14 protein-coding genes are annotated in these 19,397 nt (G+C 66.6%); 9 read left to right on the forward strand and 5 right to left on the reverse strand.

The window, feature by feature from the left end; translation table 11 throughout:
• The first annotated feature begins 166 nt into the window (after nucleotides 1-166).
• On the forward strand, nucleotides 167-829 hold the full coding sequence (locus tag ASD86_RS17570; protein ID WP_056113500.1) for an SCP2 sterol-binding domain-containing protein: 663 nt from the start codon (nucleotides 167-169) through the stop codon (nucleotides 827-829).
• The gene (gene ubiB, locus ASD86_RS17575; RefSeq protein ID WP_056113504.1) at nucleotides 826-2,514 is read left to right on the forward strand and encodes a ubiquinone biosynthesis regulatory protein kinase UbiB; all 1,689 of its coding nucleotides are present in this window, start codon (nucleotides 826-828) and stop codon (nucleotides 2,512-2,514) included. Before ASD86_RS17570 ends, ubiB begins: the two co-directional genes overlap by 4 nt.
• Nucleotides 2,515-2,895: 381 nt before the next feature.
• On the opposite strand, the gene ASD86_RS17580 is transcribed toward ubiB, so the two are convergent.
• A complete protein-coding gene (locus ASD86_RS17580) occupies nucleotides 2,896-5,685 on the reverse strand; it encodes a pitrilysin family protein (protein WP_056113507.1) in 2,790 nt (929 codons plus the stop codon).
• Nucleotides 5,686-5,820: 135 nt separating this feature from the next.
• Here ASD86_RS17580 and ASD86_RS17585 point away from each other — a divergent pair, with 135 nt between their 5' ends.
• Nucleotides 5,821-6,579 carry a pseudouridine synthase gene (locus ASD86_RS17585; RefSeq protein WP_056113508.1) on the forward strand — a complete coding sequence of 253 codons (759 nt, stop codon included), beginning with the start codon at nucleotides 5,821-5,823 and terminating at the stop codon, nucleotides 6,577-6,579.
• 14 nt (nucleotides 6,580-6,593) lie between these two features.
• On the opposite strand, the gene ASD86_RS17590 is transcribed toward ASD86_RS17585, so the two are convergent.
• Nucleotides 6,594-7,205 (reverse strand): DUF2059 domain-containing protein, encoded by a 612-nt coding sequence (locus tag ASD86_RS17590; RefSeq protein WP_056113511.1) that lies wholly within the window; start codon nucleotides 7,203-7,205, stop codon nucleotides 6,594-6,596.
• 661 nt (nucleotides 7,206-7,866) lie between these two features.
• A complete protein-coding gene (locus ASD86_RS17595; RefSeq protein WP_157476792.1) occupies nucleotides 7,867-8,481 on the reverse strand; it encodes a hypothetical protein in 615 nt (204 codons plus the stop codon).
• A 145-nt stretch (nucleotides 8,482-8,626) separates the two neighbouring features.
• Here ASD86_RS17595 and arfB point away from each other — a divergent pair, with 145 nt between their 5' ends.
• From arfB to ASD86_RS17610, 3 genes are read left to right on the forward strand one after another with little or no spacing between them, the layout of a single operon-like run.
• A complete protein-coding gene (gene arfB / locus ASD86_RS17600; protein WP_056113518.1) occupies nucleotides 8,627-9,040 on the forward strand; it encodes an alternative ribosome rescue aminoacyl-tRNA hydrolase ArfB in 414 nt (137 codons plus the stop codon).
• A gap of 13 nt (nucleotides 9,041-9,053) precedes the next feature.
• Nucleotides 9,054-9,686: a 1-acyl-sn-glycerol-3-phosphate acyltransferase gene (locus ASD86_RS17605; protein WP_082578459.1), complete on the forward strand. Its 633-nt coding sequence runs from the start codon at nucleotides 9,054-9,056 to the stop codon at nucleotides 9,684-9,686.
• Between the two features lie 36 nt (nucleotides 9,687-9,722).
• Entirely contained in the window at nucleotides 9,723-10,169 is a 447-nt protein-coding gene (locus ASD86_RS17610) for a hypothetical protein (protein WP_157476794.1), read from the forward strand.
• Nucleotides 10,170-10,375: 206 nt separating this feature from the next.
• Here ASD86_RS17610 and ASD86_RS17615 read toward each other — a convergent pair whose 3' ends face one another.
• Nucleotides 10,376-11,080, reverse strand: a complete 705-nt coding sequence (locus tag ASD86_RS17615; RefSeq protein ID WP_056113523.1) for a GntR family transcriptional regulator — start codon at nucleotides 11,078-11,080, stop codon at nucleotides 10,376-10,378.
• Nucleotides 11,081-12,017: 937 nt separating this feature from the next.
• Between ASD86_RS17615 and ASD86_RS17620 the strand changes: the two genes are divergently transcribed.
• A complete protein-coding gene (locus ASD86_RS17620) occupies nucleotides 12,018-14,474 on the forward strand; it encodes a collagenase (protein WP_082578466.1) in 2,457 nt (818 codons plus the stop codon).
• Nucleotides 14,475-14,787: 313 nt separating this feature from the next.
• Here the strand turns inward: ASD86_RS17620 and ASD86_RS17625 are convergent, their stop codons facing one another.
• The gene (locus ASD86_RS17625) at nucleotides 14,788-15,741 is read right to left on the reverse strand and encodes a LysR family transcriptional regulator (RefSeq protein ID WP_235567799.1); all 954 of its coding nucleotides are present in this window, start codon (nucleotides 15,739-15,741) and stop codon (nucleotides 14,788-14,790) included.
• Between the two features lie 149 nt (nucleotides 15,742-15,890).
• On the opposite strand from ASD86_RS17625, the gene aceB reads away from it, so the two are divergent.
• Both aceB and aceA read left to right on the forward strand, forming a co-directional pair.
• Entirely contained in the window at nucleotides 15,891-17,528 is a 1,638-nt protein-coding gene (gene aceB / locus ASD86_RS17630; RefSeq protein WP_082578460.1) for a malate synthase A, read from the forward strand.
• A 217-nt stretch (nucleotides 17,529-17,745) separates the two neighbouring features.
• Entirely contained in the window at nucleotides 17,746-19,047 is a 1,302-nt protein-coding gene (gene aceA / locus ASD86_RS17635; RefSeq protein WP_056113528.1) for an isocitrate lyase, read from the forward strand.
• The last annotated feature ends 350 nt before the right edge of the window (nucleotides 19,048-19,397 follow it).

Here is a 19,397-nt window from a genome sequence, read left to right on the forward strand (position 1 = left end):
GGTCCGACGCTCGACCGTTCCGCCGCCGGCCCGCGCATTGCGCGGGCCGGCGTGCGTTCGGCCGGACCGTCTTTATTTCGCCGGGTTTATTTCGCTCGTTCCATTTCGCTCGCCGTCGCCGGCTTCGATGCATGGATGGACTCGGCCTGAGGGCTACAATGGCCGCATGACCGCCTCAGATCCCTCGTTCCTGTCCTCGCTCAAGCCACTGGCCGGACGCGCGCTGGAAGCCGCGCTCAACCGCGCGCTGGCGCTCGACCCCGACACCCGCGACAGCCTGCGCGCGCTCGACGGCCGCAGCGTCGCCCTGCATCTGGCCTCGCCGCCGCTGGCGCTGCGCATCCTGGTCGCCGGTGAGCGGCTCGAAGTCGGGCCGGTGCGCGACAGCGACGAACCCGATCTGTCGGTGCGCAGCACCCTCGGCGCGATCTTCTCGCAACTGCCCAACCTGCTCGGCGCCGCGCGCAACGAGCAGGCCGCGCCGGTCGGCAAGATGCGGATCGAAGGCGACGCCGATCTGGCCCGCCGCCTGCAGCGTCTGGCCGAACGTTTCGATCCGGATTGGCAGCAGCCCTTCACCACCGTGTTCGGCGAGGTGGTCGGCGTGCAGATCGCGCACGCGGTGGCCGGCGCCTTGCGCCATGCCCGCGACGCCGCCGGCGCGTTGGCCAGCAATGTCGCCGAATACGTCACCGAGGAATCGCGCGACGTGGTCCCGCGCGACGAACTCAATGCCTTCCACGACGATGTCGATGTGCTGCGCGACGATGTCGAGCGCGCGGCCGCGCGCGTGGCGCGTGTGCGCGATCGCGCGAGGCGCGGCGCATGAGGTCGGCCATCCGCGCATGGCGCATCGGCCGCGTGCTGCTGCGCTATCGCCTCGACGACCTGCTCGACGGCACCCCGGTGGAGCGCTGGCTGAAGCTTGCGCGCCCGTTCGTGCCGCGCGCCTCGGCCGAAATCGCGGCGATGTCGCGCGGCGCGCGCCTGCGCCTGGTGTTGCAGGAACTCGGGCCGATCTTCGTCAAGTTCGGGCAGATCCTCTCGACCCGACGCGACCTGGTGCCGCCCGACATCGCGATCGAACTGGCGCTGCTGCAGGACCGGGTTGCGCCATTCGACGGCGAGACCGCGCGCCGCATCGTCGAGGGTACGCTCGAGCGCAGCATCGAGGACGCGTTCGAATCCTTCGATATCGAGCCGCTGGCCTCGGCCTCGATCGCGCAGGTGCATGCCGCGCGGCTGGCGCCGGAAAACGGCAAGCCGGCGCGTGAGGTGGTGGTCAAGGTGCTGCGTCCGGATATCGAGGGCAAGATCGCCGGCGATATCGCGCTGTTGAACGCGCTGGCCGCGCTGGTCGATCGCGCCCATCCGGCCGCCGACAAGATCCGTCCGCGCGCGATCGTCGCCGAAATCGAAAGCACGCTGGCCGCCGAACTCGACCTGCAGCGCGAAGGCGCCAACGCCAGCGTGCTGCGCCGGTTTTGGGCCGACAGCGACGACATGTACGTGCCCGAGGTGATCTGGTCGCACACCAGCGAGCGCGCGCTGACCCTGGAGCGCGTCTACGGCATTCCCTCCGACGACATCGCCGCGTTGGATGCCGCCGGCATCGACCGCAGCGCGCTCGCGGCCAAGGGCGTGCGGGTGTTCTACACCCAGGTGTTCCGCGACAATTTCTTCCACGCCGATGCGCACGCCGGCAACATCTGGGTCGACAGCGACCCGTCGCGCCGGCGCAATCCGCGCTTCATCGCGCTCGACTTCGGCATCATGGGCCAGCTGTCGGACGAGGATCAGTACTACCTCGCCGAAAACTTCATGGCGATCTTCAACCGCGACTACCGCCGCATCGCCGAGCTGCACGTGCAGGCCGGCTGGATTCCCGCGCACATCCGCATCGACGAACTCGAAGCGGCCACGCGCGCGGTGTGCGAGCCGTACTTCACCCGGCCGCTGAGCGAGATCTCGCTGGCCGAGGTGCTGGTCAAGCTGTTCCGCACCGCGCAGCGCTACGAACTGACCTTGCAGCCGCAGCTTATCTTGCTGCAGAAAACCTTGCTCAACATCGAAGGCGTGGGCCGGCTGCTCGATCCCAAGCTCGACATCTGGGCGGTGGCGCGGCCGGTGCTGCAACGCATCCTGCTCGAGCGCTACAGTCCGCAGCGGCTGGCGACCGAGTTCCGCAAGCGTCTGCCCGAGTTCGTGACCCGCGCGCCGGAAATGCCGCGCTTGCTGCATGCATGGCTGAGCCAGCAGGTCTCGGGTCAGCACGAACTGAAGATGCGTTCGGCCGACATCACCGACCTCAACCGCAGCATCCGCGATGCGGTGCGCCGCACCGTGGCGGCGATTCTTGGCACAGGCCTGTTGATCGTGGCGGCGGTGCTGTTCGGACTGGAAGCGGGCGGGCCGCGTTTGTGGTCGATTCCGGCGTCGTCGTGGATCGCCGGGCTAGGCGGTTTGTGGGCTTTGCTGGCGGCGTGGCCGCGGGGCAAGCGCGAATCGCGGTAGGCCGGTTGATGTGATCTGATTTATTCGGTTCGGTTCGGTTCGGTTCGGTTCGGTTCGGTTCGATTCGATTCAACCGGTCCGATCGCTCCGATCGCTCCGGGTTGGGCCGGATTCGCGTGACACGATCTGGACGATCCGGAACCGTTCGACACCACTTCGATCATTTGCATGCGCTCTTGCTTTTGCCCCCTTTGACAAAGGGGGCGAACGGCCGCGAAGCGGACGTGGGGGATTTGCTTTTGCTGNGCGGTGAAGAGCAAAAGCAAAAGCAAATCCCCCTGGCCCCCCTTTTGCAAAGGGGGGAACCCGTTAGGTGGGATCGGTGAGGCTGGTGGCTTCGGACGCTTCGGACGCTTCGGTGGCTCCAGCGGCTCCGGCGACTCAGTTCACGCCGGATTTTTTCGCAGCCGCGGCAAAGTCGCCGGCGGTGTAGACGCTCAGTTGATCGGGCTTTAGGTGCTTGCGGATCGCCGCGTTCACCGACTCCACCGTCAAGGCCTTGAACTTCGCGTCCAGCTCGGCCGAGAACTGCATGGTGCGGCCGTAGAACAGGTTGCTGACCAGGCCGCCGGCGATCGCCGGGTCGGAGGCGCGCGCCTGTTCGCGCTGGGTCAGCAGGCCCGACACCGCGTCGCGCAATTCGTCGGCGGCGACGCCGTCCTTGATCAGCCGCGAGAGCTCCTCGCGCATCGCGGTCTCGACCTTGCCCAGATTCTGCGGCGCGGCGATCGCTTCCATCGACCAGTTGCCGGCGTCGTCGCGGCCGTTGCGGCTGCTGTCGGCGTCGAGATCGCTGCCCACGCCGTAGCTCAGGCCGTCCTTCTGGCGGATGCGATCGGCCAGGCGCGATTTGATCGAGCCGCCGCCGAGGATGTAGTTGGCCGCGATCAGCGCGGGAAAGTCCGCATCGGTGTCCTTGAGCGAAATATTCGCGCGCGCCAGCAGCACGCCGTTGGCCTTGTCCGGGGTTTCGAAGCGTTGCTGTTGCGGTGCCACCGCGGTGTAGCGGGTCGCGATCGGCGCATACGGCTTCGACGAACGCCAGTCGGCGAACAGACGCTGCAACTGCTGCTTGACCGCGACCGGATCGAAATCGCCCACCAGGCTGATCTGGCCCTCGGCGGTGCCGTAGAAATCGCGATGGAACGCGCGCACGTCCTCGATCTTGAGCGCCTTGATCGCGGCCAAGGATTCGTCCAGATCCAACGCATGCAGCGGATGGCCGACCGGCCATGGATCGAAATGCTTGCTCATCGCGATGCCGGCGATGCTGCCCGGTTCCTGGCGCGAGGCTTCCAGGCCGGTGATCGCCTGCAGTCGGTACTGCTCGAATTCCTTGTCCGGGAAGCTCGGCGTGCGCAGCACCTGCGCGGCCAGCGCGAGCGCGTCGGCGAGTTGCTCGCGGCGGGTGCTCAGATCGATGCGCGCCGATTGCAGGCCGCCGCCGATGCGCGCCGCGGTTTTCAGCGTGTCGAAACGCGCGTCGATCTGTTCGCGGCTCAAGTCCTTGCTGCCGCGCATCAGCAGCGCGCCGGCGACGTTGCCGGCGACGTCGTGACCGGTCAGAGCATCGGCGTTGGCGAAATTGAACGAGGCCGCGACATTGACCGTGCCGCCGCGGGTCTTCTTCGGCAGCAGCGCGATCTTCAGGCCGCCGCCGGCGCCGGTGTCGATGGTGAAGGTCTGGGTGCGCGCGTCGATGTTGGCCGGGGTCGGATCGAAGTGTTCGCCGGCCTGCAACGCGGCCTTGCCGGTGTAGCCCTGCAACACGCTCGCCGCGCTCGGTGCCGGCGCGATGTCGACACGCTTGGGCGCCTGGGTCGGTTCGAAGCGGCCGAAGGTGCGGTTGCTCGCTTGCAGGTAAGTGCGCGCAACGCGATTGACGTCGTCGGCGCTGACTTTTTCCAGCGCGTCGCGGTAGTGGAAGTACAAACGCCAGTCGCCAGCGGCGACCGCGTCCGACAAGCCCATCGCCACGCCGGAGACGTTGGTGTAGGCCAGTTCGAAGCCGTTGGCGATGCGCTGCTTGGCGCTGGCGACTTCCTCGGCGGTGATCGGCTGGCGCTGGATCTGTTCGAGCTGATCGATCAGCACCTGCTCGGCCTTGGCCGTGTCGGCGTCCTTCGGCAGCGCGGCCAGCGCGGTCATCAGGCCCGGATCGCGGCGTTGTTCGCTGCCGGCGCCGATGCTCGCGGCCAGGCCGGATTCGACCAGCGCCTTGTGCAGGCGGCCACCGGGAACGTGGCCGAGGATATCGTCGAGCACGCCGAGCGGCGCGGCGTCGGGATGGGTGCCGGCGGGAATGTGGTACGCGCTCATCAGCACGCGCACGTCGCCGACCCGGCGCACGGTGACCTCGCGTTCGCCGTCCTGCGCGGGCTCGCGGGTGTAGAACGCGCGCATCGGCTCGGTGGGTTTGACCAGCGCGCCGAAGCGTTGCGCGACCGCGGCCAGGGTCTTGTCCGGATCGATCCGTCCGGCCAGCACCAGGGTCGCGTTGTCGGGCCGGTACCAGGCGCGGTAATAGGCTTGCAGGCGTTCGATCGGCACCTGCTCGACGTCGCTGCGCGCGCCGATGGTGTCGTTGCCGTAGTGATGCCACAGGTACGCGGTCGAACGCACGCGTTCGATCAGCGCCGACACCGGGCTGTTTTCGCCGCTTTCCATCTCGTTGCGGACCACCGTCATCTCGCTGTCGAGGTCCTTGCGGGCGATGTCGGAATGGACCATGCGGTCGGCTTCCAGCGCCAGCAGCCAGTCCAGGGTGGCGTCGTTGGCCGGGAACGAGGCGAAGTAGTTGGTGCGGTCCTGCGAGGTCTGCGCGTTGTAGTTGATGCCGCGCTTCTTCATCTCGGCCGGGATCTCGCGATGGCTCGGCGTGCCCTTGAACAGCATGTGTTCGAGCAGGTGGGCCATGCCGGTTTCGCCGTAGTTCTCCTGCAGCGAGCCGACGTTGTAGATCAGGTTGACGGTCACCGTGGGCTGGGTCGCGTCGGGAAACAGCAGCACGCGCAGGCCGTTGCTCAGCCGGTATTCGCAGATGCCTTCGACGCAGGGCCCGGCGCTGACGCCGGCGGGCGGCGGCGAGGTGGCGGCGTGGGCGTTGCCCAGCGCGATCGCCAGAGCGAGGCTGAGCGAGGCGGCGAGGGCGGAAGAGCGGCGTAAAGGCATGAACGGTCCTGAGTTCCGGGCGGCGATGAACGATGAAACGCGAAGCGTTCAAGGTAGCAGCGCGGCGAGTCTGGGTGGAGACGCGGCAAATAGACGAAAATGACCGTCGATCCTTCGTTTCGGACCCACGGCCGCATGAACCATGAACCGACTTGCGCCGACGACGCCTTCGACGGCGACGACGCATTCGTCGCCGCCCCGGCCGAACTGCCGGTGCTGTACGCCGACGAGGTTCTGGCGGTTATCGACAAGCCGGCGGGGCTGATGGTTCACGACAGCGCACTGGCGCGCGGCGAAACCGACTTCGCCGCCGACCGTTTGCGCGACCAGTTCGGCCGGCCGATCTTCCTGGTTCATCGGCTCGACCGCGCCACCAGCGGTTGCCTGTTGCTGGCGTTCGACCGGCAGACCGCCTCGGACCTGGGCAAGGTGCTGATGTCGCGCGAGGTCGAGAAGGATTACCTCGCGGTGTGCCGCGGCTGGCCGGCGCAGGACGTGTTCGAGGTCGATCACGATCTCGACGGCGGCCCCGGCAAACCGCTCAAGAAGCCGGCGCAGACCCGGTTCGCGGTGCTCGGCCGGGCCGAACTGGCGCTGCCGTCGTCGGGATTCGAGACCTCGCGCTACGCGCTGCTGCGCGCGCAGCCGCTGACCGGGCGGTTCCGCCAGATCCGCCGCCATCTCAAGCACCTGTCGCATCACCTGATCGGCGACACCAGCCACGGCGACGGCCGCCACAATCGCAGTTTCCGCATGATGGGCATCCACCGCATGCTGCTGCACGCGCAGCGGCTGGCGTTCCTGCATCCGCGCAGCGGCGAGCGGATGCAGGTGGTCGCGCCGGTGGATGCGCAGTTCGCCAAGGCGCTGGCCTTGTTCGAACCGGCAGCGTGAGCCGATAGCCCGGTTTACTGACCCTGGTTGACGATCACCGGCGGCGGTTCCGGGACCGTGACCCGGACGGGCGGCGCCGGCGGCGCGGGCGGCGCTTCGTCGGTGATCTGGCGGATGTCCTTCTGCAGATCCTGCTGGATCTGCTCGAACATCTTCTTCATCAACGGCTGCATTTCCTGCATGGTCTGACCCATCGCCTTGGGCATCTTTTCCAGGATGCTGCGGCCTTCGGGCGTGCCGTAGAAATCGATCATGGCCTGCACTTCGTTGGCCTGGAAGGTGTCGCGATAGACCTTGCGGTAGATCGGCGCGACGTTCTCCCAGGCCAGCAGCTGGTCGGCGCGGGCCATCATCTTGTCCATCGAGCGCTGCAGCGACTGACGTTGTGCCGGGCTGAGCTTGGTCCCGGCCATGGCCTCGGCCATGCCCTGGGTGGATGCGTTCATCTGTTGGACGATCTCGCGCTTCATGCGCTCGTAATTCATCGTCTGCATGAGCTTGTCGACCTGGGCGTCGGTCGGCGGCGCGGCGTGGGCCGGCGCGGCGAGCAGGGCCAGCGACAGGGCGCTGGTCGACAGCAGGATGGTCGGCAGCAGGGCGGTGGGCAGACGGAAGAGGGGTTTCATGCGGGTGCTCCTTGCGTGGAGCCGCATGGTCGGGCGCGCGGGCGTATGTCGTCAATGCGCTGCGGTCGGCGCGCCGCGACGATCTGCCCCCTCTCCCGTGTACGGGAGAGGGTTGGGGTGAGGGTGCGCGGGCCGACAATTGCCGTCGTCACTCAGATCACGAGCGCCCTCATCCGNTCGGGCACCTTCTCCCGCAAGCGGGAGAAGGACTCAGCTCCGTGGCTTTTTGGCATTTGCTCCCTCTCCCGTGTGCGGGAGAGNCGGGGTGAGGGCGCGCGGGGCGACATATGCCGGCGTCACTTAGATCACGAGCGCCCTCATCCGCCCTGCGGGCACCTTCTCCCGCAAGCGGGAGAAGGATTCAGCTCCATGGCTTCTTGGCATTTGCTCCCTCTCCCGTGTGCGGGAGAGGGCTGGGGTGAGGGCGCGCGGGGCGACATATGCCGGCGTCGATTAGATCGCGAGCGCCCTCATCCGCCCTGCGGGCATCTTCTCCCGCAGGCGGGAGAAGGACTCAGCTCCGTGGCTTTTTGGCATTTGCTCCCTCTCCCGTGTGCGGGAGAGNGCGGGCACCTTCTCCCGCTGCGCGGGAGAAGGGCTCAGCTTTGGTAGCGTTGTGGCGGTGTGGAGCGAACCATCCGCTCCGACGCATCCGCTTAGCTCAGGGATGCACGCCGTTGCCGCGGTACACCGGCTGCCCATACGCCGCATTCGACGCGGCGTTGGTCAGATCCTGCAGCAGCGCATCGCGCAAAACCTGCGCGGGCTTTTGCTGGTTGTTCTGCGGATAACCGCCCTGCTGCTGGTAGCCGTTGTAGCCCGAGTCGTAACCCGAGTTGGCATTGTTGTAGCGCTGGTTGGTCAGCTGCTCGAGCACGCGCCGGCCTTCGGGCGTGCGCGACAGTTCGGCGATCGCCTGCAGGTCGGCCGAGCTCATGCCGCGGCCGTCGTAGCCGTTGCCGCTGTCATAACTGTTGCCGTAGCCGTTGTTGCCGTTCTGCGGCATCGCCCGCGCGGCGTTTTCCAAAGTCCGCAGGAAGCTGCTCTGCTGACCGGCGAACTTGCGCAGGATTTCTTGATCGGTCGAATTCGCGCGCCGGCCGACCAGCGCCTCGGCGACGGCCTGGCTGGACTGCATGATCTGGTTCTGGAAGCGCGGGTCGCTGATCGACTGCACGCGCGCGGGGTCGTAGCCTTGCGCGCAGGCCAGCGCCGGCGCGGCCAGCAGGCAAGCGGTGAACAAGGACGAGAGAAGCGGGCGGGATGGACGCAGCATGCGGGGTTCCTCCATGGACCGGTCCGGGCATGGTCGCCCCCGGGGGCGGTCGCGTCAACGACGCGGGTCGCAAACGCCGGGCCCGGTCAAGGCCGCGTCATGGACGTGAACGCGCGCCGGTCTACAATCGGTCTCGGAGGAGAGCATGGCGGAACCGGAAATCACCATTCCCGAGCAGGAGTTGGTCGAGCGCTTCGTGCGTTCGACCGGCCCGGGCGGGCAGAACGTCAACAAGGTCGCGACAGCGGTGGAACTGCGCTTCGATATCGCGCAGTCGCCTTCGCTGCCCGAGGCCGTGCGCGAACGTTTGCTGACCAAGCGCGACCGGCGGGTGACCCTGGAAGGCGTGCTGGTGATCAGCGCGCAGCGCTTTCGCACCCAGGAGCGCAACCGCGAGGACGCGCGCGTGCGCCTGGCCGCGTTCGTCGAAAGCGGCCTGCACGTGCCCAAGCCGCGCATCGCCACCAAACCCAGCCGCGCCGCCAAGGAGCGCCGGATCGGGGCCAAGAAAGAGCGCGGCGTGACCAAGCGCAACCGCGCGCAACGCGATTGGGACTGACGACGGAGCGTGCATGTCTAGCGATCGAAACGACGATTCGACCGACGAACAAATGTCCATCGTGCTGCCGTTGCCGCCGAAGGTGCCGCAGGTGCGGCGCAATCGCCTGACCCGCTGGATCGGCCGCAGCATCCTGCGGCTGGGCGGCTGGCGCATGGTCGGCGCGTTTCCCGACATCCCGCGCGCGGTGCTGATCGGCGCGCCGCATTCGTCCAACTGGGACGGCGTGTGGGGCTTCGCGGCCAAGGCGGCGATGGGCCTGGACGTGAAGATCATCGCCAAGGAATCGCTGTTCCGGGTGCCGCTGCTGGGCATGCTGCTGCGCCGGCTCGGGGTGATTCCGATCAACCGCAACGCCGCGCACGGGGTGATCGAGCAGGCCGTGGCGATGATCCGCGGCGCCGAGCGTTTCTGGCTGGGGATCGCGCCGGAGGGCACGCGCAAGGCGGTGGAACGCTGGAAGGCCGGGTTCTGGAAAATCGCCAAGGCCGCCGACGTGCCGGTGGTGCCGGCGTATTTCCACTACCCCGACAAGATCATCGGGATCGGCGAGATGTTCCATCTCGGCGAGGACATGGACGCCGACATGCGCCGCATCCGCGACTGGTACAAGCCCTGGCAGGGCAAGCATCACGGCACGGCTTGAGCGACCGGTCGCTCAGGCCGCCATTACGATGCAGCCATGAAATCACTTGCGATAAGCGTGGATGGCGACATCCAGGCGGCCGGTTTTTCGATCGGCAGTGAAACAAGGCTGTCGCAGTTGCCGGATGGCTTCGTAATCGGTGAACAAACCCAATGCTCGATTTTGGGCGAGATGGTGCCCACCCAGTTTGCCGTGGCCCGCATGGCGTTGGCGGAAGGCACTGTCAACTTGCAGTTGCGATTCGAACAGGGTGTGTTGGTTTCGAGTTTCATAACCGTGGATGCAATAGACGGTCGGGATGAAACCGCCGACGAGTTCTATCGCGGCGCCGGCAAGCGAGAAGATCGCTACCGCAACTGGCTCAAGCGCCATATCGCGTTTGAAATCGATCAGTTCAAAGGCGGAAGCCTGGGTGTGGCGAGAGACAAAAGCGAGAATGTTTTCGTCTACCTGCATTACAAGAACAACCGCTGGGCGAAATAGTCCCGACAGGCCCGGCTCGACGTGACCACCCCGCTGTTTCATGCCTTGCGTTGACCCGTGTGAAGGTCTGGCGCGGCAAGCGCGAAGATGCCTGGATCTGTTTGCAATAACAGCGGCCACAATGGTCTGGCGACGGGGCATCGACGCCCCGCGCCGATCTTGTTTGCGAGCCTGCTGAAGCCGACTTTTTGAGGTGTGTCGGCGACTTACTCGGAAACCCGTCGCCGCGAACGCCGTCGCGTAGCCGCGGGCGGTTCGTCCGGTCCGCTGTTCTCCAACTGCTCGCGCAGATCGTGCAGGGTGGTGACGATGTGTTCCGACAGCAGCCGACTCACCAGCACCGTGTCGCGCGCGAGCCAGGCCTCGAGGATGGCGCGATGTTCGCTGGCCGCGCGCGCTTCGCGCCCGGCCGGTTCCAGATGCTTACGCACGTAGCGTTCGGCCAGCACCTGCAGGCGTTCGACCAGTTGCGCGGTGATGTGCTTGCCGCCCGGGCGCACCAGCGCGAGATGGAAACTGCGGTTGAAGCGGACCGTGGCGTGGGCGTCGGCGGTGCCGGCGTTTTCCAGCGCGGTCAGCGCCGCGCGCGCGGCCGCGCGTTCGCCTTCGTCGGCGCACAGGCTGGCATCGGCGGCGGCCTCGGGTTCGATCTTCAGCCGCAGCGCGAACACTTCCTCGGCCTCGGCCGAGGTCAGCGCCGGCACGAAGAAGCCCCGGTTGGGGTGCGAGGACAGCAGGCCCTGCTGTTCGAGTCGGCCCAGCGCCTCGCGCAGCGGAATCTTGCTGATGCCGAGTTCCTCGGCCAGCAATTCCTGGCGGATCGGCGCCAGCGGCGGAATCTGGGTCGACAGAATCCGTTCGCGGACCACTTCGAAGGCTTGGTCGGACAACGAACGGGGGACGATGCTCATTCGGTCAGTCTAACCAACCGCCGCGCGCTCGCGAATGCGGGAGAAGGGCGCGCAGGCAGGTAATTTCGGACACGACGCACAGGCCTCGATCGGGCCATGGCGGCGCTCGGCCGGTGCCGCTGGGCGAACGGGATCAAGCGGGTTGCAACGACCTGCGGCCGATTCGGTCCATCCCACCGTCACCAGGAGCCGCGACACCTGTCGGCGGCTGTCGGCCTGCGCCCGACCGTTCGTCGGCGTGCCGCTGCGGGCTCGTACCGGCACACCAAGCCACGACCGAGGTCACGGAAGCGGCACGAATAAGGCATATAACGTATACGTTATACCGATATGCAGCTTTCCGTGTCCGCCGTATCACACGCAGGGGGAGGGCCGCGGCAATCGGGCGACTCATGCCTGAGGGGGCAGTCGCGGTGACCGGGATACGCACGCGCGGCCGCTCGACGGCCGGGTCGACGCATGCCCGCAGCCGGCGCAATGGGTCGTGTGCCACCGATCGCGGAACCGGACCCCGATGCCCTGCATCGCCATGCCGGCCGCGCGTTCCCGCGCCGCACGCCGCACGCGCCCGTTCCGACGCCGGAGAGCCGCTCGCCATCCAACCGTCCGACCGCACCGCGCAGCATCCGCACCACTTGCAGTCGCAGCACCCATCACCGCGACCCCGGGCCGCCACGCCGCGCATCCGCGCCGGCGTCGCCTGCGCGTGGTCTTACCTTCAAGGAGATCGTCGATGTCCTTCGCACCCAAACCGCGGACGCGCCAAGCGCTCATGCTTGGCCTGGCCGTCAGTGTCGTGAGTTGTTTCAGTTATGCCTTGCCATGGGCGTCCATGCTCGAATCGGTGCAGGCGCGCGTGGCCGCGCCGGCGTCGTCGCAAGCGCGGCCGAGCGCGGATTCGCATGGCCTTGTCGTTGCCGTGAACTCGCAAGCACCAATGGCGCAACCGCGCACCACGGCAATCATCGGCCTGCCGCGACAACCCGCCACCGAACGCCAGTTGTTCGGCGAACATCAGCAAGATCGCGCGCTCGCACCGTCGCGCCGCGCGCCGCAGCAACCGTCCCTGGTCGATCGCGACGACAGCGCCTACGACGGCGCGCAATCGCGTCGTGATCTGCTACGCCGTCCGTCGTTCGCGCATACCTCGGTACGCGCGAAGGCGGCGGCTTGCGACCCCAACGCGTTCGGCGCGCTCAGCGGCACTGCGCTGGTCAGCGCGGTCAAGGCCGCCAGCGCCGATTGCATCAACCAGTTGTTCAATGTCAGCGGGCCCAATGCCTACGCCACGTTCCGCGAAGCGCAGATGGTGAGCATCGCCAACGCTTTCGCCACCTCGGCGCGCGGCTACGACGGCACCAATGCCGACAGCACCTTGCAGCTGGTGTTGTTCCTGCGCGCCGGTTACTACGTGCAGTACTACGACACCAGCGTCGGCGCGTACGGTGCTCCGCTGCGCAGCGCGATCCGCTCGGCTCTGGACGCGTTCGCCGGCAACGCTCGCTTCGGTCTGGTCAACGACGTGCACGGCGAAGTGCTGGCCGAATTCGTCACCCTGATCGACAGCTCGGCCGAGAACGCGCGTTATCTGTCCGTGGTCAAGCGTCTCCTCGACGGTTACAACGCCAGCTACAACGCGTTCTACTGGATGAAGGTGGCGGTCAACAACGCCTACACGATCACCTTCCGCGGCCATCAGGACGCCGCGTTCCGCGCATTGGTGCAGTCGGACAGTTCAATCGTCGAGACCTTGTACGGGTTCGCCGATCGCAACTTCGGCCTGCTTGGCGGCGACAACGCTTACCTGGTCGCCAACGCCGGCCGCGAGCTCGGTCGCTTTCTGCAATACGACGGCGCCTTGAAGACCTTGGCGCGGGCACGGGTGAAGGCGCTGATCGATCGCTCGGCGGTGACCGGTCCGACGGCGCGGCTGTGGGTCGGCGTCGGCGAGATGGTCGATTACTACGATCAAGCCAATTGCGCGTACTACGGCCTGTGCGGTTTCGTCGCCCGGGTCGAAGCGGCGGCGTTGCCGATCCGCCACACCTGCAGCCCGACCCTGCGGCTGCGCGCGCAATCGATGAGCGCGGCGGAACTGGCCTCGACCTGCGCCACCGTGGCCGGACAGGAAACCTATTTCCACAACGCGCTCGCCACCGGCGGTGCGCCGGTCAACGGCGACGGCAACGCGAGCCTGGAAATGACCGTGTTCGACAGCAGCGACGACTACGGCATCTACGCCGGCGCGATCTACGGCATCGACACCAACAACGGCGGCATGTACCTGGAAGGCGATCCGTCGCTGCCCGGCAACCAGGCGCGCTTCATCGCCTATGAAGCCGAGTGGCTGCGTCCGCAGACCTTCGAGATCTGGAACCTCACCCACGAGTACGTCCACTACCTCGACGGCCGCTTCAACATGTGGGGCGACTTCGAGGACGCGATCGCGCAGAAGACGGTGTGGTGGATCGAAGGTTTCGCCGAGTACATGTCGTACAGCTACCGCGGCGTGGTCAACGATGGCGCGCGGGACGAAGCCGCGCGCGCGACCTATGCGCTCAGCAAGGTCTACCAGAACGATTACAACAGCGGCCAGACCCTGGTCTATCGCTGGGGCTATCTGGCGGTGCGTTTCATGTTCGAACAGCGCCACGATCAGGTGAACGCGATCCTGGGTTACTTCCGTCCCGGCAACTACACGGGCTATGCCACCTACATGGCCAGCCTGGGCAGCAGCAACGACGCGGCGTTCCGCGCCTGGCTGCCGTGCGTGGCGCAGCCGGATTCGCCGAACTGCGGCACCACCCCGAACCAACCGCCGCAAGCCGGCTTCGGTTTCGCGATCACCGGTTTGACCGTGAACTTCAGCGACAGCTCCAGCGACGCCGACGGCCGCATCGTTTCGCGCAGCTGGAACTTCGGCGACGGCAGCACCTCCACGGCCACCAACCCGAGCAAGACCTACGCCGCCGCCGGCAGCTACACCGTGCAGCTGACCGTCACCGACGATCGCGGCGCCAGCCACAGCGTCAGCAAGACCGTCGCGGTCAGCGCGCCGGGCCTGCCCGAATGCGTCGGCAACGATGTGCGGGTGCTCGGCAAGAACTGCGCGCGCAGCAATGTCGCGGCGAGCGCGGGCAACTACGCCTACTTCTATCTGTACCTGCCGGCCGGCACCAGCCAGCTGAGTTTCGCCAGCAGCGGCGGCAGCGGCAATGCCGACATGTATGCGAGCACGCGCAACTGGGCGACGCGTGAGTCGTACCAGTACCGTTCGACCAATGCCGGCAACGGCGAGTCGGTGACGATCTCGCAGCCGCAGGCGGGGTATGTGTACGTCAGCTTGTATGGCGTGAGTGCGTTCAGTGGTGTGCGGGTGACTGCGCGGTATTGATCGGCCCTCACCCCAACCCCGCCCCAGCCCGAACGCATAGCGTTCGGGCGTTCGGTGCCGTGCGAGCCGGTGGCTCGCAAGCACGGCCCCTCACCCCGCAAGCGGGAGAGGGGCTTTCAGATAGCTTCGAAAGGTTCGTTATCTACCTGTAGGAGCGGCGCGAGCCGCGACCGCGATACCGCGGATACGACGCCACCTCGGTAAAGCCGATACCGCCACGGGTGAAGATGACGCCACTGCGATGCAGGCGTCGCCCGCGCGGTATCGCGGTCGCGGCTCGCGCCGCTCCTACAGGGGGCTATCGAAGGAATCGTCAGCGATCGGACTGCCCGGTCGCGTAATAGTCGCCACGCACGAACAGATCCGGCTGGATCAACTCGGTGAACGCGCGCGCCTGCGGCGACAGGTACTTGCCCTTGCGCACCACCACGCCATAGCTGCGCGAGGGGAAATAGTCGGCCAGCGAACGCGCCGACAGCCGCGCGCGATCGGCATCGGTCAGGCAGATCGCGGTGACGATGCTGATGCCCAGCCCCATCGCCACGTACTGCTTGATCACCTCCCAGCCGCCGACTTCCAGCGCGACCGTGTACGGCACCCGGTTCTGCTGGAACACCAAGTCAACCATGCGGTAAGTCGTAAGTCGCTGCGGCGGCAAGATAAGACCGAAGGGACTCAAATCCTGCAGCGTCAACGTTTCGAGCTTCGCCAATGGATGATCCTTAGGCGTGATCAACATCGGTTCGAACCGATACACCGGCGCGTAGCTCAGGTCGCCGGGCACATCCAGCATCGACCCGACCGCCAGGTCCACGCCGTCCGAGCGCAGCAGGTCCAGGCCGCCGGCGCCGGTGACGTTGTGCAGGGTCAGCCGGACCTCGGGATGGGCCGCGCGGAAGGCTTCGACGATCTTGGGCAGCAGATACAGGATGGTCGAGCTGCCGGCGGCGACGTTGAGGTCGCCCGCGTCCAGGCCGCGGATGCGCTCGCGAAAGGCCCCGTCCAGCCCGTCCAAACCCTCCACCAGCGGCCGGGCCAATTCGTACAGCTCCTGGCCCTCGCGGGTCAGGCTCAGGCGGCGGCCGCTGCGCTCGAGCAGACGCACCCCCATTTCGCGCTCCAGGGCCTGAAGCTGAAGGGTTACCGCCGGCTGGCTCAGGTACAGCGCCTCAGCCGCACGTGAGACAGAGCCCAAACGGGCGGTCTGGCAGAACGCCCGCAGCGGCTTCAGGCGGTCGCCTTTGTAAGCAAATCGGGGACTTAGCACACGCGTGGATGTCACGTGAAAGCCATATATAAGTTTTTCAAATGATATGCATTGAAAAAACTTGATTGTCAAATACAAGACGGCGCCGCATGGTCTGGGGCAAGGGACGCGCTCGTAGCGGGCCGCCCCATCCCCACAGGAGTCGCAGCATGTCGGCAGTGATCAAGCAATGGCAGGACCCGCAACCCGAGCCGCAACGTCCGCCGGGTGACGGCATCGAGCTCACGGCCACCCTGGCCGGACAGGAGCAGTTGCTGACCCCGGCCGCCCTGAACTTCCTCGCTGGCCTGCACCGCCGTTTCGAACCCACCCGCCAGGCCCGGCTGGCCGCGCGCCGCGAGCGTCAGGCGTTCTTCGACGCCGGCGGCCTGCCCGATTTCCGCGACGACACCGCCGCAATCCGCAATTCCGCGTGGCGGGTCGCGCCGCTGCCCACCGCGCTGCTCGACCGCCGGGTCGAGATCACCGGCCCGACCGATCCGAAAATGGTCATCAACGCGCTGAACTCCGGCGCGAAGGTGTACATGGCCGACTTCGAGGACAGCACCGCGCCCACCTGGGCCAACCTGCTGACCGGCCAGCGCGCGCTGCGCGACGCCGTCGCCGGCCGCCTGGACTGGATCGCGCCCGACAGCGGCAAGCACTACGCGCTCAAGCCGTTCGAAGAGCAGGCGGTGCTGATGGTGCGCCCGCGCGGCTGGCACCTGGACGAGAAGCACCTGCGCATCGACGGCGCGGCGATCTCGGGCAGCCTGTTCGACCTGGGCCTGTTCGCCTTCCACAACGCCAAGGCGCTCGCCGCGCTCGACCGCGGCCCGTACTTCTACCTGCCCAAGCTGCAGTCGATGGAAGAGGCGGCGCTGTGGAACGAGGTGCTCGACCATGTCGAGAACGAGTTGGGCCTGGAGCGCGGGCAGATGAAGGTCACCGTGCTGATCGAGACCTTGCCGGCCGTGTTCGAGATGGACGAAATCCTGCACGCGCTGCGCAGCCGCATCGCCGGTTTGAACTGCGGCCGCTGGGACTACGTGTTCTCGTACATCAAGACCTTCCGCGCGCACCGCGACAAGGTGTTGCCCGAACGCGGCCAAGTGACGATGACCCAGCCGTTCCTGCGCGCCTATTCGGAACTGCTGATCCAGACCTGCCACAAGCGCGGCGCGCATGCGATGGGCGGCATGGCCGCGCAGATTCCGATCAGCGGCGATGAAGCCGCGAACGAGGCCGCGCTGGCCAAAGTCCGCGCCGACAAGTTGCGCGAAGTCACCGCCGGCCACGACGGCACCTGGGTCGCGCATCCGGCGCTGATCCCGCTGGCGATGCGCATCTTCGACGAACGCATGCCGACCCCGCACCAGCAGCACGTGCTGCGCGAGGACGTGCTGATCATCCGCGACGATCTGATCAAGCCTTCGTTCGGCACTATTACCCGCGCCGGTTTCGAGGGCAACGTCGAAGTGTGCGTGCGTTATCTGGCCGCGTGGCTGGAAGGCAACGGCTGCGTGCCGATCCACTGGCTGATGGAAGACGCCGCCACCGCCGAGATCGCCCGCACCCAGCTGTGGCAGTGGCTGCACGCGCCGTCGCTGTTCCTCGACGACGGCACGCCGGTCGATTTCGCCCTGCTCGAACGCGCCCTGATCGGCCTGCCGAGCAAGCTCGCCGGCGACGCGAAGTTGCCGGGCAGCGCCAAGCTCGATGAAGCGATCGCGCTGCTCGACGAGCTGACCCATGCCGACACCTTGGCCGAATTCCTGACCCTGCCGGCTTACGAATGCATCGACTGACTCCCTGTAGGAGCGGCGCAAGCCGCGACCAACCGAAGCCACGCACGCAAGCGCCCCATCCGAAGCCCGGTCAATCGGATCGTTTTTCAAGAATCCCGCTTACGCCGTAAATCAGATATCGCAGTCGCGGCTCGCGCCGCTCCTACAGTCGCAAACGATCCATCTCAGCTAATCGAACTCCCACGTCACAACGACCCAAACGCAAGGAATCGAAGTCATGAGCCACACGCTGCCGACCGCCGATCAACTCCGCCAGGATTGGGCCAGCAACCCGCGCTGGGGCGGCATCACCCGTCCGTATTCGGCCGAAGACGTGGTGCGCCTGCGCGGCACGGTGCCGGTCGAACACACCATCGCCAAGCTCGGCGCCAACAAACTGTGGGCTTCGCTGCACACGGAAGACTTCGTCAACGCGCTCGGCGCGCTGACCGGTAACCAGGCCATGCAGCAGGTCAAGGCCGGCCTCAAGGCGATCTATCTGTCGGGCTGGCAGGTCGCGGCCGACGCCAACATCGCCGGCGAGATGTACCCCGACCAGTCGCTGTACCCGGCCAACTCGGTGCCGCAGGTCGTGCGCCGCATCAACAACACCCTGCTGCGCGCCGATCAGATCCAGTGCGCCGAAGGCACCGGCGACATCGACTTCCTGCAGCCGATCGTGGCCGACGCCGAAGCCGGTTTCGGCGGCGTGCTCAACGCCTTCGAACTGATGAAGGGCATGATCGAGGCCGGCGCCTCGGGCGTGCATTTCGAAGACCAGCTCGCCTCGGTCAAGAAGTGCGGCCACATGGGCGGCAAGGTGCTGGTGCCCACGCGCGAAGCGGTCGAGAAGCTGGTCGCCGCGCGCCTGGCCGCCGACGTCATGGGCGTGCCGACCCTGATCGTCGCGCGCACCGACGCCGAAGCCGCCGACCTGCTGACCGCCGATATCGATCCGAACGATCAGCCCTTCACCACCGGCGAGCGCACCAACGAAGGTTTCTACAAGACCCGCAACGGTCTGGATCAGGCCATCAGCCGCGGCCTGGCCTACGCGCCGTACGCCGATCTGGTGTGGTGCGAAACGGGCAAGCCGGACCTGGAGTTCGCGCGCAAGTTCGCCGAAGCGATCCACGCCAAGTTCCCGGGCAAGCTGCTGGCTTACAACTGTTCGCCGAGCTTCAACTGGAAGAAGAACCTGGACGACGCGACCATCGCCAAGTTCCAGAAGGAAATCGCGACCTACGGCTACAAGTTCCAGTTCATCACCCTGGCCGGGTTCCACAGTCTCAACTACGGCATGTTCAATCTGGCGCACGGCTATGCGCGCCGCCAGATGAGCGCGTTCGTGGAGTTGCAGGAGGCGGAATTCGCCGCGGCGGAGAAGGGCTTCACCGCGGTCAAGCATCAGCGCGAGGTCGGCACCGGGTATTTCGACGCGGTGACGCAGACGATCCAGGGTGGGCAGTCGTCGACTGTCGCGCTGAAGGGGTCGACGGAGGAGGAGCAGTTCCACGATTCGAAGAAGGCCGCGGCGTGATTTGAGGTCGCGGTTTTCGAGGTTGAGTAAGGCGAAGGGCTCCGGGAGGAGCCCTTCGTTGTTTGTGTCGTCGTGATTGCTTGGTCTGCTATTTTTCAATCGACGCCTTGAGTTCACAGTTCCGGCGTGGCGACATCGCAGCCCTGTAGGAGCGACGCGAGTCGCGACCGCGTCATTACGACAACATCGAAACCTGCGCAGTAGCCGCATTCTCGCGGTTGCGGCTCGCGCCGCTCCTACAGGCAGGCCATGCAGCTTTTTCTTGAGCTTGAAGTCGCGCAGTTCATCCAGCGCTGCGAAGTCACGCACTCGCGTTAGCAACAGCACACCCGAAGGGCGGCGTGCAGGAT

Source organism: Lysobacter sp. Root690, from assembly GCF_001427785.1.
Classification (GTDB): domain Bacteria; phylum Pseudomonadota; class Gammaproteobacteria; order Xanthomonadales; family Xanthomonadaceae; genus Lysobacter.

Bases quoted from the DNA above. Each gene is read 5' to 3' on its own strand.
- ASD86_RS17570 (WP_056113500.1), top strand. From the start codon at position 167: ATGACCGCCTCAGATCCCTCGTTCCTGTCCTCGCTCAAGCCACTGGCC.
- ubiB (WP_056113504.1), top strand. From the start codon at position 826: ATGAGGTCGGCCATCCGCGCATGGCGCATCGGCCGCGTGCTGCTGCGC.
- ASD86_RS17580 (WP_056113507.1), bottom strand. From the start codon at position 5,685: ATGCCTTTACGCCGCTCTTCCGCCCTCGCCGCCTCGCTCAGCCTCGCT.
- ASD86_RS17585 (WP_056113508.1), top strand. From the start codon at position 5,821: ATGAACCATGAACCGACTTGCGCCGACGACGCCTTCGACGGCGACGAC.
- ASD86_RS17590 (WP_056113511.1), bottom strand. From the start codon at position 7,205: ATGAAACCCCTCTTCCGTCTGCCCACCGCCCTGCTGCCGACCATCCTG.
- ASD86_RS17595 (WP_157476792.1), bottom strand. From the start codon at position 8,481: ATGCTGCGTCCATCCCGCCCGCTTCTCTCGTCCTTGTTCACCGCTTGC.
- arfB (WP_056113518.1), top strand. From the start codon at position 8,627: ATGGCGGAACCGGAAATCACCATTCCCGAGCAGGAGTTGGTCGAGCGC.
- ASD86_RS17605 (WP_082578459.1), top strand. From the start codon at position 9,054: ATGTCTAGCGATCGAAACGACGATTCGACCGACGAACAAATGTCCATC.
- ASD86_RS17610 (WP_157476794.1), top strand. From the start codon at position 9,723: ATGAAATCACTTGCGATAAGCGTGGATGGCGACATCCAGGCGGCCGGT.
- ASD86_RS17615 (WP_056113523.1), bottom strand. From the start codon at position 11,080: ATGAGCATCGTCCCCCGTTCGTTGTCCGACCAAGCCTTCGAAGTGGTC.
- ASD86_RS17620 (WP_082578466.1), top strand. From the start codon at position 12,018: ATGGCGCAACCGCGCACCACGGCAATCATCGGCCTGCCGCGACAACCC.
- aceB (WP_082578460.1), top strand. From the start codon at position 15,891: ATGTCGGCAGTGATCAAGCAATGGCAGGACCCGCAACCCGAGCCGCAA.
- aceA (WP_056113528.1), top strand. From the start codon at position 17,746: ATGAGCCACACGCTGCCGACCGCCGATCAACTCCGCCAGGATTGGGCC.